This is a genomic window from Allobosea sp. TAB14 (assembly GCF_052113865.1).
Taxonomy (GTDB): Bacteria; Pseudomonadota; Alphaproteobacteria; order Rhizobiales; family Beijerinckiaceae; genus Allobosea; species Allobosea spartocytisi.
Genome location: NZ_JBFRDQ010000187.1, coordinates 1 through 11,190 on the forward strand (window position 1 = coordinate 1; position 11,190 = coordinate 11,190).

The window sequence follows — 11,190 nt, forward strand, 5'->3', positions numbered from 1 at the left end:
CTCGCCCACGAGCACGACATCTCGACGCGGCTGCGGATCTGCCACTTCCTCGCCCAGGCCGCCCATGAGACCGACGGCTTCCGCACGCTGGAGGAATATGGCGGCGCGAGCTACTTCCTGCGCTATGAAGGCCGGCAGGACCTCGGCAACACCCAGGCCGGCGACGGCATCCGCTATCACGGCCGCGGTATCTTCCAGCTCACCGGTCGCGCCAATTACCGCCGCTTCGGAGAGATCATCGGCATCGACCTCGAAGCCGAGCCGGAGCGCGCCAAGGAGCCGGACATCTCGCTCCTCGTTGCCTTCGCCTATTGGAGCGAGCGCGCGATCAACAACGCCGCTGACGCCGACGACGTCGCCGCCGTCACGAAGCTGATCAACGGCGGCCGCAACGGGCTGGCGGAACGAACGCGTTATTTGGAAAAGGCGAAGGGGATTTGGGTGTGATCCCCTGCGCACGCGTCATTCTCGGGCGAAGCGAAGCGCAGACCCGAGAATCTCGTGACCAGAAAGCTGGTTTCGGAGATGGTCGGGTCAGGCTCGACCATGACGGCAGGCGGTAGCCGCTCAACCGTGCCCCGCCTTCAGCGCCTGGTCGAAATCGGCGTAGAGATCCTCGACATCCTCGATGCCGGTCGACAGCCTGAGCAGGTCCGTCGGGCAGGGCGAGCCGGCGCCCTCGATCGAGGCGCGATGCTCGATCAGGCTTTCGACGCCACCGAGCGAGGTCGCCCGCTTGTAGAGCTCGACATGCGCCGCCGTCTTGATCGCCGCCTGTTCGCCGCCCGTGACCTGGACCGAGAGCATGAAGCCGAAGCCGTTCTCCATCTGCCGCGCCGCGATGTCGTGGCCGGGATGCTGCGGCAGGCCGGGATAGAGCACGCGCGCCACCAGCGGATGCGCCGAAAGCCGCTGCGCCAGCGCCATGGCCGAAGCCGACTGGCGCTCCTGCCGGACATGGAGCGTGCGCATGCCGCGCATCAGCAGATAGGCCTCGAACGGCCCGAGGATGCCGCCCTGCCCCCTCCGCACCGTCTTGATGCGGCTCCAGAATTCATCATCCTCGCGGGCGCAAAGCGCGCCGGCGATGACATCGGAATGGCCGTTCAGCACCTTCGTCGCCGAATGCATGACGATGTCGGCRCCGAGCGTCAGCGGCCGSGTATGSACCGGSGASGCGCAGGTCGAATCGACCGCGAGCTTSGCMCCGGCCKYRTGSGCGATCTCGGCGRCGSCGGCGATGTCGGTGATSGTCCAGAGCGGGTTGGAGGGCGTCTCGGCCCAGATGAGCTTGGTCACGCCGGGCTTCACGGCGACCTTCAGCGCGGCGAGATCGTCGGTCTCGACGAACTCGACATTCAGGCCCCAGCGCTTCGCCTCGGTCATCAGCCAGTTGCGCAGCGCCCAGTACATCACCTTGGAGGCGACGACATGGTCGCCGGGCGAGAGCGCCAGGAACACGGCCGTCGCCGCCGCAGAGCCCGAACCGAACAGCAGCGCCCCGCCCTTGGCCTCCTCCAGCATCGCGAGCAGGCTTTCGGCCTCGCGTGTCGTCTCATTGTCCGGCCGCCCGTAGATGAAGCCGGTCGAATAGCCGTTGTCCTCGTCGCGGATATAGGTCGTCGCGACATGGATCGGCGGCACCACAGCCTTGGTGACGGGATCGATCTTTCCCATGGCCTGCGCCGTGAGGCTCCGCGGGCTCCAGCTCTTCGTGCTCATTGTCTCTCCGGGCCTTCCTGCTTTGCGCGGCGCTCTCGCCTATATCGACGGCTGACCACACTCTAGCGCGCGATCGTAATTTTAATTGGCGTTTTTCGCCGGCAAGCGACTATTTTCGCCACCAGAGGAACCATTGTGACGAAAATCGCCGATCTCGACCGCTTCGATCATGCGCTGCTGGAGGAAATGCAGCGCGACAACCAGACCCCGGCGCGCATCCTGGCCGAACGGGTCGGGCTGTCGCAAAGCGCCGTGCTGCGCCGGTTGCGCCGGCTGCGGGCGGAGAAGATCATCACCGCGGACGTCTCGGTCGTGAGCCCGGCCGTGCTCGGCGTGCCCGTCACGATCCATGTGCTGGTTTCGCTGGTGCAGGGCTCGCAGCTCGCCGACGCATTCGCGCGCAAGCTGGGTTCGCGCCCCGAGATCAGGCAGGCATCCTATGTGACCGGAGGCGCCGATTTCGTGCTCCAGCTTCAGGTGGAGAGCATGGAAGCCTATGCCGCCTTTGCCCGCGAGGTCTTCCACGACGATCCCAATGTCGCGTCCTTCTACACCTATGTCGCCATGCGCGAAGTGGTCGGCCCGCTGCGGAAAGGCCCACAGGAACGTCGCGCCTCCCCGCTGCCGAGGCGCACCTCATAGGACAGTCGTTAAGACGCTCGCCTACCCGATCGAACGCTCGATCACCTTCAGCACCGTGGCGCGCAGCTCGGCGATGGTGAAGGGCTTGGTCATCACCTCCTCCACGATCGCCTCAAGGCTCTTCGCCCGCTCGCGCTGCTCGGCATAGCCGGTCATCAGCATGATGGTCAGCTCCGGRAACTSCTGYTTGGCGGCRAGCGCSAGCGCRATSCCGTCCATCAGCGGCATGCGGATATCGGTCAGCAGCAGGTCGAAATGGCCCTGCTCGGCGATGAGGATGTCGAGCGCCTCGGCTCCGTCCGCAGCGGTGATGCAGGTGTGACCATCCATGCCGAGCCCGCGCGCGACCAGCGCGCGCAACGGCTCCTCGTCATCGACGACCAGAATACGCGACATGGCAGTTCCTCAGATGCCCGGCAGACCGGCCTGATCCTCGGTTTCGATGACGCCGACGAAGGGCAGTTGCCGATAGGAATGGGCGACATCCATGCCGTAGCCCACGACGAAATAATCCGGACATTCGAAGCCGACATGATCAGCCACGATGTTGACGGCGCGCTTGTTCGGCTTCTCCAGCAACACGGCGGTCGAGACCGAGCGGGCGCCGCGCGCCGCCAGCAGATCCTTGGCGAAGGCGAGCGTGCGGCCGGATTCGAGGATGTCGTCGACCAGCAGCACGTCGCGCCCGCGCACCTCGCTCTGCACGTCGCGCAGGATTTCGACCTGGCCGGTGGAGACGGTCCCCGTCCGGTAGCTCGACAGGTGGATGAACTCGACCTGGGGCGCGAGGCCGACACGATGCATGGCGCGGATCAGATCGGCGGCAAACATGAAGCTGCCCTTGAGGACGGCGACGACGAGCAAGTCCTTCGGCTGGCTGTCGGCGACCGCCTGCGCGATCTCCGCATTGCGCTGCGCGATCGCAGCCTCGTCATAGAGCACCCTGATCCGCCGTTCCGGCATAATGACTCCTGCTTTCGTGACTTATGGCCGCGAAGGTTCCCGCGCAGGGCTTGCGCCGAGAACGTTCGCGGCGGGTTGATATCGTACGTTCGGGCCGCCGCAAACCGCAGGGCGGGGGCATCGTTGCAAGATTAATGCGCGCTCGCGATATTGGCCGTGCCCGCCGTGGAAGTGAAGCGCACCTGCACCGAGCGCCCCTTTTCCGGCGGGGACGCCAGCCTTGCGCGGAAGCGCATCAGCTCGGCCGGCTCCAGCACGCCGCGCGGCGGCTCCGTGGTCCAGCTATAGAGGGTCTGCCCGGCCTCGTCCTTTACCGAAACCTGGATCGGCCCGGCGGCACGACCGGCGGCGGCTCCTCCTCAGGCACGCCCGCCTCGCCCGCCGTGGCGTCCTCGGCAACGACTGCGGCGATCTCCACCTCGATCGCGGCTGCTCGCTCCAGCTCCTCGGCCAGCAGGGCCTGCGTCTCCTCGACGCTCGGCGCCGGCGGCATCTCGCTCGCCGCATCGACATGCCACAGCGTCTTGCATTGAGCGCAGCGCACCTTGCGCCCGCCCGGCCCCAGTTTGGCCGCGTCGAGCTCATACTGACTGGCGCAGGAGGGACAGACGATCAGCATGAAGGCAGCGTGGTTTCCTGCGATGAACGGCACCGGCAGTCGGCGCCGAGTCTTTCCGGGCCTTTCGCCGGCGGCAAGCCACGGCGAAGCATTGCTTCGGCCAACCGAGGCAACCGGCTTCATTGACGCGATTTATGGTTAACGTCGCGTGAAGAATCTTGGGGGCATGTTGACGCGTGCGCAGCGGCTCGGTGCGCCGCCGCTTACGATATAGCATTGCTGCGCCGGCCGGGATTTCTGCCGGCCGTGCGCTATGGGACGAGGAAGACGGCTTGGTTCGTTTCGAGAATGTCGGCCTGCGTTACGGCATGGGCCCGGAGGTGCTGAAGGACATCAACTTCAGCATTGCGCCGCGCTCGTTCCAGTATCTGACCGGGCCGTCCGGCGCCGGCAAGACGACGCTGATGCGCCTCATCCTGATGGCGCTGAAGCCGACGCGCGGCCTCGTCAACCTTTTCGGGCAGGATGTCTCGCGCCTCGACGGATCGACGCTGACGGCCTTCCGCCGCCGCATGGGCGTGGTCTTCCAGGATTTCCGCCTGCTCGACCATCTCACCGTCTACGAGAATGTCGCGCTGCCGCTGCGCGTGCTCGGCAAGGAAGAGGCGAGCTATCGCGCCGAGGTCGTCGAGCTTCTGCGCTGGGTCGGCCTCGGCGAGCGCATGCATGCCGTGCCGGCGGTTCTCTCCGGCGGCGAGAAGCAGCGCGCGGCCATCGCCCGCGCCCTGATCGCGCGGCCCGAGCTGCTCCTGGCCGACGAGCCGACCGGCAATGTCGATCCCGGCCTCGGCCGCCGCCTGCTGCGCCTGTTCATGGAGTTGCAGCAGCTCGGCACCGCCGTGATCATCGCGACCCACGACCTCAACCTCATGGACATCTACGACGCGCCGCGTCTCGTCCTGGCCGACGGGCATCTGCATGTCGATGCCTGAAGCCATCGAATACGACCACGAGGCACGCGAGGAGAAGGCCCTGCCGACCAATCTCCGGCGCGGCCAGCCGCTCGTGCCGGTCGACACGGTGGCCGGCCGCGCGCTGATGGCCGTGATCGCGATCCTGACCTTTCTCGCCGCGCTGAGCGCCGGGGCGGCCGTGCTCGCCGCGCGCGCCTCCGACCAGTGGCGCGGCGCCGTCTCCGACGAGATGACCATCCAGATCCGCCCGGAGGCGCGCCGCAACATCGAGGAAGACGTCGCCAAGGCCGTGGCGATGGCCCAGGCGCTCGACGGCATCGAGAGCGTGCGTGCCGTGCCCAAGGCGGAATCCGACAAGCTGCTCGAACCCTGGCTCGGCACCGGCCTCGACCTCGTCGAATTGCCGGTGCCCCGGCTCATCGTGCTGAAGCTCAAGCCCGGCGCCTCTCCCGACATCGCCCGCTTCGGCCCGGCCCTGCGCAACGAGGTGTCGACGGCGATCCTCGACGATCACCGGGTCTGGATCAGGCGGCTTTCGGCGATGGCGAGYACGATCATCGTCTCCGGCTTCGTCATCGTGCTGCTCGTGCTGACGGCGGCGGCGCTGGCCGTCGCCTTCGCGACGCGGGGCGCCATGGCGGGCAGCCGCGAAAGCGTCGAGGTGCTGCATTTCGTCGGCGCCGGCGACGATTTCATCGCGCGCGAGTTCCAGAGCCGCTTCATCCGGCTCGGCCTGCGCGGCGGCGCGATGGGCGGCCTCGCCGCCATCGTCGCGATCGCGCTTCTGGGCTTCGTCTCGTCCTTCTGGTCGACCGCGCCGGAGGCGGAGCAATTGCAGGCCCTGTTCGGCGCCTTCGAGATCGGCTGGGCCGGCTATGCCGCGGTCGTGCTCGTCGCCCTGGTCGTCGCCGCCATCGCCGGGCTCGTCTCGCGCTTCACCGTGCGCCACTACCTGAAGGTGCTGGCATGACGACGCGGCGCAACGACAATTTGCCTCGTGCCGCCGTTATGCCCGATTGGCCGGTTAGGTTCGCGCCATGGCCATGATTGGCAGCAGCAACGACCATCTCGCGGTGGGCGCTACGGTGACGTCCGTTTCACGCGGCGGGCTGTCGCGTCGTCGTATCCTGGCGCTCGCGGCCATCGCGACCACCACCCTCGGTGCGGTCCTTTTCGTCTGCGGCTATGCCCGCTTCGCGGCCGGGATCGAGGCCCGTGAGCCGGTCGCGACACCGCAGACCGATGCGATCGTCGTCGTCACCGGCGGCTCGCAGCGCATCGGCGACGCCATCGGCCTGCTCGGAGCCGATCGCGGCGCGCGCCTCCTCATCAGCGGCGTCAACGAGAAGACCAGCCGCGAGGAGCTCGCCCGGCTCAACCCGGCATCGCGTGACCTGCTCGCCTGCTGCGTCGATCTCGACTACCGCGCGCGCAATACCATCGGCAACGCGATCGAGACCCGCCGCTGGGTGCGCCGGCACGGCTTCCGCTCGCTGCTGGTGGTGACGTCGAACTATCACATGCCGCGCACCTTGGCCGAGTTTTCCCATGCCATGCCGGGCCTGCGTTTTATCGCCCATCCCGTCGTCACCGATCAGCTCGACACCGCGGGCTGGTGGTACCGCTGGTCGACGATCAGGCTGCTCGCCCCGGAATACGTCAAATATCTCGTGGCGCGGCTGCGCAGCTTCGTCGAGGACGACCCGGAATATTCCCGGCTTTCGGTCATCATCGGCGGCCGCAAGCCGGTCTCGCCGAAGCCGGCCGAAGTCCTGGGCCCGGAGGCCGAAAGGCGCTCGCATCTGCGCGGGGCCACCCATCGCGACGGCTGAGTGACTCCTCGAAAGCCTCCTGAGTCCTCATCCTGAGGAGCCATTCCGCGGCTCCTCAGGATGAGGACTGTGTTTCCGACACGGCCCGAGACAATTCCAAGTCCGCAAGCGCTTGACCGGCGCCGCGTCTCGGGCTCATTGCGGGCCCATGCTGATCCTGCGCTCGCTCGCCTTCAACGTCCTGTTCTATGCCAATCTCATCCTCTGGCTGATCTTCGTGGTGTTGCCGGCGCTGCTGCTCCCGCAGGCGGTGCTTCGGAACGTCGCCGCGGCCTGGTCGCACAGCTCGCTCTGGCTGATGCGCGTCGTCGCCGGCACGCGCTACGAGATCATCGGGCGCGAGAACATTCCCGAAGGCGGGTTGATGGTCGCCGCCAAGCACCAGTCCTTCTGGGAGACCTTTACCCTCTTCACCCTCTTTCCGGACCCGGTCTTCATCCTGAAGCGGGAACTGATGCGCATCCCGGTCTTCGGCTGGTGCCTCGCCAAGCTCAGGATGATCCCGGTCGATCGCGGCGCCCGCGCCCGCGCGCTCAAGGACGTCACGCGCCTCGCCAAGATCGAGCTGGGCCAGAAGGGCCGCCAGCTCCTGATCTTTCCGGAGGGGACCCGCCGCCCGCCCGGCGCGCCGCCGGCCTACAAATTCGGCGTCGCCCATCTCTATGCCGAGATGGGCGTGCCCTGCCTGCCTGTCGCGGTGAATTCGGGCCTGTATTGGCCGCGCCGACAGTTTCTGCGGCGCCCGGGGACGATCCGGCTGGAGATCCTGCCGCCGATCATGCCTGGCCTCGACAAGACGAGCTTCCAGCACGAATTGCAGGAGCGCATCGAGACGGCCAGCGACCGGCTGCTCGCCCAGGGCCGCGCCGAGCTGGCCGCCCGCGGCCTGGATCCGCTCGCGAACTCCTGACATATCCTGACAGCAGCATCGCCTCGCCCGAACCGGGCCCGGTTGACTTATCCCCGAAGCGTTCCCATTTTGTTCCTATTGCAGGAGGAACGAATATGGCTGCCCTCGCCTATCGCTTCACCCCGGACCTGTTCGATGAACCGGCCCCGGCGCCGGAGACAGTGGCCCGCGAGATGCCGTTGCGCAGCACGGCTGCGCTGAGCGAGCGTCGCTTCACCGCCTGGCGCGGCCGCTCGGGCCGGCGCTATGTCGCCTCGGTCTTCGCCGCCGACGACACCCACCCCCTGAGCTTCACCGATGCGGTGCTGCTCGCCGTCTCGGCCGAACGGCAGATCATCGCGGCCCGCGATTCCGGTCCCTTCGGCGTCGAGGCCGCGCTGGCACGCTGGCAGCGCGCCGTCTCCGAGGCTGGCGCGAAGGAGATCCACGTCCATCTCCTCGCGGAGGACGGCGCCAGCCGCCGCGCGGCCCTGCTCGACCTGATGCCCCAGGCGGAAACGGCGGGCTAGCGCATCGGCCCGACCTCACGGCCCCATGATGTGGTTCGGCAGCCAGGTCGTCAGCGGCGGCCAGAGCGTGATCGCGGCCAGCACCACCAGCAGCGGCACGAGCCAGGGCAGGATCGCCTTCGACATCGCCTCGAAGGAGACGTTGGCGATGCGCGTCACCACGAAGAGTACGACGCCGATCGGCRGGTGGATCGTCCCCAGGATCAGGTTCAGGATCATGATGATGCCGAACTGAACCGGGTCGATGCCGAAGCTGTTCGCCGCCGGCACCAGGATCGGGATCAGGATCAGCATCGCCGCCAACGCCTCCATGAAGCAGCCGACGACGAGCAGGATGAGGTTGCAGACCAGCAGGAAGACGAGCGGATGCGCGATCGTCTCGACGATCAGCGGCGTCAGCGTCTGCGGCACGCGCGAGATCGACATGCACCAGCCGAGAGCGCCCGCGGCCATCACCAGCACGGCGACGAGCCCCATCGTCTCGACCGTGTCGATCAGGATCGGCCAGAGCTGCTTCACCTCCAGCGTTCGGTAGACGAAGAAGCCGAGGAAGAGCGCGTAGAGGCAGGCGACGGCCGCCGCTTCCGTCGGCGTGACGAGGCCCGAGAACATGCCGCCCAGGATGATCGGCGGCGTCATCAGCGCGAAGAAGCCGTTCAGGAAGCTGCGGCCGATCTCGCGGAAACCCTTGAACCCTTCCTTCCGGAAGCCCTGTCGCTTGGCGATGAACATCACCATCACCATCAGCGACAAGCCCATCAGGATGCCGGGGATGACGCCGCCGATGAACAGCCGCCCGATCGAGACATCCGCCGTGACGCCGTAGATCACCATCGGCAGCGAAGGCGGGATGATCGGCCCGATCGTCGCCGCCGCGGCGGTGATCGCCGCCGCCGTCTCCGGCCGGTAGCCGGCTTTCTGCATGGCGCGGATCTCGATGGCGCCCGAACCCGCCGCATCCGCCACCGCCGAGCCGACCATGCCGGCGAAGATCATGCTGGTCAGGATCGAGGCATGGGCATAACCGCCGCGCAGCCAGCCGATCACCGAGGTCGCGAAAGCGACGATGCGGTCGGTGATGCGCGCCGCCGCGAGGATGTTGCCCATCAGGATGAAGAGCGGCGCCGCGACGATCGGGAAGGAGTTCATCGCCTGCGCCATCTTCTGCGGCACGATCGAGGCCGAGAGTTCGCCGATCAGCACGAAGGCGAAGGCCGCGAGCCCCATCGAGGCGAAGAGCGGGAAGCCCGCCAGGATCGAGAGCAGCCAGACGGCCGAGATCTTGAAGATCAGCGCGCTCATTCGGCCGGCTCCTGCAGCGTCGCCGCGACCGGCTCATAGGGAGAGGTCCGCCAGTTCATGAGGTTGCCGACGAATTCGGCGAGGCCCTGCAGCATGGTTACGATCCCAGCCAGCACCATCGGCGCGTAGAGCAGGCCCATAGAGAGCGGCACGGTCGTCGCCTCGAGATCGTAATTGGCCTGCACGAGATGGATGGAATACCAGACGGTCAGGCCGCCGAAGACGACCATGGCGAGCTGCATGAGCGCTTCCGCCGAGCGCCATCCCCGCGCCGGCAGCATGTCGTGGAAGAAGCGGATGCGGATATGGGCGCGCCGCCGGCTGGCAAGGATCCAGCCCACGACCGCGACCCACAGCATCAGGAAACGCGAGACCTCGTCGGTCCAGATCAGCGGCTCGCCGACGGCGCGGGTGACGATGCCGAGCGACACCGTGACCAAGAGCGCGACGAGGAGAAGCGCGGCGATCACCTCCATCACCCGGTCGAACAGCCTGGGCCAGAGCGTCATGCGGATTGCCTTTTCTCGATACCTGGAAGCCCGAGCTCAGCCCTCGTCCTGAGGAGCGCTCCTAAGGAGCGCGTCTCGAAGGATGGTCCAGTTGGTTCCGGAGTCTCCGGGAACATCCTTCGAGACGCCGCTTCGCGGCTCCTCAGGATGAGGGCTGAGCACAGGGAAAGGTCACAGCGCCTGGATGCGGTCCCAGAGGCCCTTGCCCCATTTGCTCTCGAACTTGGCCGGGACCGTTGCCAGCACCGGCTTGCGGAAGGCCTCGTTGTCCGGCGTCGTCACCGTCATGCCCTGCTTGCCGAGGCTCTCAGCCAGGCTCTTCTCCTGCTCCAGGATCTCGTTGTCCTGCCAGGCCGCGGCTTTGTCGACGGCGGCGACGATGACGGCGCGATCGGCCTGCGGGATCTTCTGCCAGGCGGCCTCGTTCACGATCACGAGGCGCGGCGTGATGATGTGCGCCGTCAGCACGAGATATTTCTGCACCTCCGCCAACTTGGCCGAGGCGATGGTCGGGAGCGGGTTCTCCTGCCCGTCGACCGCGCCCTGCGACAGCGCGAGGTAGAGCTCGGAGAAGTTCAGCGGCGTCGGCCGTGCGCCCCAGGCCTCGGCCATGGCGCGGAAGGTGTCGACCTCCGGCACGCGCAGCTTGAAGCCCTTCATGTCCTCGACCGAGTTGATCGGCTTCTTGCCGCTGGTGAGGTGGCGCACGCCGTAATAATTGACGCCGATCATGCGCATGCCGCGCTTGGCGACCAGCGCCGCGTTGAGCTCGTCGATCAGCGGGGATTTCAGCGCCCGCGTCATATGCGCCGCGTCCTTCCAGATATAAGGCGCCTCGATGATCGAGAGCTGCGGCACGAACTGGCCGAGCTGCGCCGCGCCTTCCGTCACCATGGTCAGCGCGCCCGATGCGACCGACTCGACCATGTCCCGCGAGGAGCCGAGCTGCCCGTTCGGGAAGGACTGGACATCGATGCGCCCGCCGGTCTTTTCCTTGATCTCGGCGCCGGCCTTCACCGCGCTCTGCGGCGAGGGGTGGGTCGCCGGCTGGCCGTCGGCCCAGCGCAGGACGAGGGCCTGCGCCCGCAGGATCGAGGGGGCGGCGATGGCTGCCGAGCCCGCGGCAGCGGCGGCCAGGAAATCGCGTCTGCTCTGCTTGATCATCTCTGTTTCCTCCGGAGGCGGCCGGTGTTCCGGCTCGTTATGGTCTTCGCTCTCAGTATTGCATCGCCCGCGTCCGGGCGTTGCCGATATGGGTGGCCATCGCC

Annotated in this window: 15 protein-coding genes; 7 read left to right on the forward strand and 8 right to left on the reverse strand. The window is 67.2% G+C overall.

The genetic code is table 11. From position 1 onward, the window contains the following. A partial coding sequence (locus tag AB4Y99_RS22455) for a glycoside hydrolase family 19 protein (RefSeq protein WP_441524889.1) occupies positions 1 to 447 on the forward strand: 447 nt, incomplete at its 5' end. A gap of 120 nt (positions 448 to 567) precedes the next feature. Here the strand turns inward: AB4Y99_RS22455 and AB4Y99_RS22460 are convergent. Then, positions 568 to 1,722, reverse strand: a complete 1,155-nt coding sequence (locus tag AB4Y99_RS22460) for a trans-sulfuration enzyme family protein (RefSeq protein WP_441524890.1) — start codon at positions 1,720 to 1,722, stop codon at positions 568 to 570. A gap of 135 nt (positions 1,723 to 1,857) precedes the next feature. Between AB4Y99_RS22460 and AB4Y99_RS22465 the strand changes: the two genes are divergently transcribed. Next, entirely contained in the window at positions 1,858 to 2,364 is a 507-nt protein-coding gene (locus AB4Y99_RS22465; RefSeq protein ID WP_441524891.1) for an Lrp/AsnC family transcriptional regulator, read from the forward strand. Positions 2,365 to 2,385: 21 nt separating this feature from the next. Here AB4Y99_RS22465 and AB4Y99_RS22470 read toward each other — a convergent pair whose 3' ends face one another. The 4 genes from AB4Y99_RS22470 to AB4Y99_RS22485 form a co-directional block, all read right to left on the reverse strand. Then, a complete protein-coding gene (locus AB4Y99_RS22470) occupies positions 2,386 to 2,760 on the reverse strand; it encodes a response regulator (RefSeq protein WP_441524892.1) in 375 nt (124 codons plus the stop codon). Between the two features lie 9 nt (positions 2,761 to 2,769). Beyond that, complete coding sequence (gene hpt / locus AB4Y99_RS22475) at positions 2,770 to 3,327, reverse strand: hypoxanthine phosphoribosyltransferase (protein ID WP_038363587.1); 558 nt, start codon at positions 3,325 to 3,327, stop codon at positions 2,770 to 2,772. A 131-nt stretch (positions 3,328 to 3,458) separates the two neighbouring features. Continuing rightward, the gene (locus tag AB4Y99_RS22480; protein ID WP_441524893.1) at positions 3,459 to 3,584 is read right to left on the reverse strand and encodes a hypothetical protein; all 126 of its coding nucleotides are present in this window, start codon (positions 3,582 to 3,584) and stop codon (positions 3,459 to 3,461) included. Positions 3,585 to 3,637: 53 nt separating this feature from the next. Continuing rightward, on the reverse strand, positions 3,638 to 4,069 hold the full coding sequence (locus AB4Y99_RS22485; protein ID WP_441524894.1) for a zinc-ribbon domain-containing protein: 432 nt from the start codon (positions 4,067 to 4,069) through the stop codon (positions 3,638 to 3,640). A gap of 149 nt (positions 4,070 to 4,218) precedes the next feature. On the opposite strand from AB4Y99_RS22485, the gene ftsE reads away from it, so the two are divergent. From ftsE to AB4Y99_RS22510, 5 genes are all read left to right on the forward strand, one after another. Next, the gene (gene ftsE / locus AB4Y99_RS22490) at positions 4,219 to 4,878 is read left to right on the forward strand and encodes a cell division ATP-binding protein FtsE (RefSeq protein WP_038363585.1); all 660 of its coding nucleotides are present in this window, start codon (positions 4,219 to 4,221) and stop codon (positions 4,876 to 4,878) included. Next, on the forward strand, positions 4,865 to 5,830 hold the full coding sequence (locus tag AB4Y99_RS22495; RefSeq protein WP_142022110.1) for a cell division protein FtsX: 966 nt from the start codon (positions 4,865 to 4,867) through the stop codon (positions 5,828 to 5,830). The genes ftsE and AB4Y99_RS22495 overlap by 14 nt, the downstream gene beginning before the upstream one ends. Positions 5,831 to 5,897: 67 nt before the next feature. Further along, positions 5,898 to 6,692, forward strand: a complete 795-nt coding sequence (locus AB4Y99_RS22500) for a YdcF family protein (RefSeq protein ID WP_112763624.1) — start codon at positions 5,898 to 5,900, stop codon at positions 6,690 to 6,692. A 148-nt stretch (positions 6,693 to 6,840) separates the two neighbouring features. Further along, a complete protein-coding gene (locus AB4Y99_RS22505) occupies positions 6,841 to 7,602 on the forward strand; it encodes a lysophospholipid acyltransferase family protein (RefSeq protein ID WP_038363582.1) in 762 nt (253 codons plus the stop codon). A 95-nt stretch (positions 7,603 to 7,697) separates the two neighbouring features. Then, positions 7,698 to 8,111, forward strand: coding sequence for a hypothetical protein (locus tag AB4Y99_RS22510; protein WP_133560612.1), 414 nt, complete (start codon positions 7,698 to 7,700; stop codon positions 8,109 to 8,111). 15 nt (positions 8,112 to 8,126) lie between these two features. On the opposite strand, the gene AB4Y99_RS22515 is transcribed toward AB4Y99_RS22510, so the two are convergent. From AB4Y99_RS22515 to AB4Y99_RS22525, 3 genes are all read right to left on the reverse strand, one after another. After that, entirely contained in the window at positions 8,127 to 9,413 is a 1,287-nt protein-coding gene (locus AB4Y99_RS22515) for a TRAP transporter large permease (RefSeq protein ID WP_441524895.1), read from the reverse strand. Further along, the gene (locus AB4Y99_RS22520) at positions 9,410 to 9,922 is read right to left on the reverse strand and encodes a TRAP transporter small permease (RefSeq protein WP_441524896.1); all 513 of its coding nucleotides are present in this window, start codon (positions 9,920 to 9,922) and stop codon (positions 9,410 to 9,412) included. The genes AB4Y99_RS22515 and AB4Y99_RS22520 overlap by 4 nt, the downstream gene beginning before the upstream one ends. Positions 9,923 to 10,093: 171 nt before the next feature. Further along, positions 10,094 to 11,086, reverse strand: coding sequence for a sialic acid TRAP transporter substrate-binding protein SiaP (locus AB4Y99_RS22525; protein ID WP_441524897.1), 993 nt, complete (start codon positions 11,084 to 11,086; stop codon positions 10,094 to 10,096). Between the last annotated feature and the right edge of the window lie 104 nt (positions 11,087 to 11,190).

What these genes read in the sequence shown, in the direction of transcription:
- hpt (WP_038363587.1), bottom strand. Translation starts at nt 3,327, where the DNA reads ATGCCGGAACGGCGGATCAGGGTGCTCTATGACGAGGCTGCGATCGCG.
- AB4Y99_RS22485 (WP_441524894.1), bottom strand. Translation starts at nt 4,069, where the DNA reads ATGAAGCCGGTTGCCTCGGTTGGCCGAAGCAATGCTTCGCCGTGGCTT.
- AB4Y99_RS22500 (WP_112763624.1), top strand. Translation starts at nt 5,898, where the DNA reads ATGGCCATGATTGGCAGCAGCAACGACCATCTCGCGGTGGGCGCTACG.
- AB4Y99_RS22505 (WP_038363582.1), top strand. Translation starts at nt 6,841, where the DNA reads ATGCTGATCCTGCGCTCGCTCGCCTTCAACGTCCTGTTCTATGCCAAT.
- AB4Y99_RS22510 (WP_133560612.1), top strand. Translation starts at nt 7,698, where the DNA reads ATGGCTGCCCTCGCCTATCGCTTCACCCCGGACCTGTTCGATGAACCG.
- AB4Y99_RS22520 (WP_441524896.1), bottom strand. Translation starts at nt 9,922, where the DNA reads ATGACGCTCTGGCCCAGGCTGTTCGACCGGGTGATGGAGGTGATCGCC.
- AB4Y99_RS22525 (WP_441524897.1), bottom strand. Translation starts at nt 11,086, where the DNA reads ATGATCAAGCAGAGCAGACGCGATTTCCTGGCCGCCGCTGCCGCGGGC.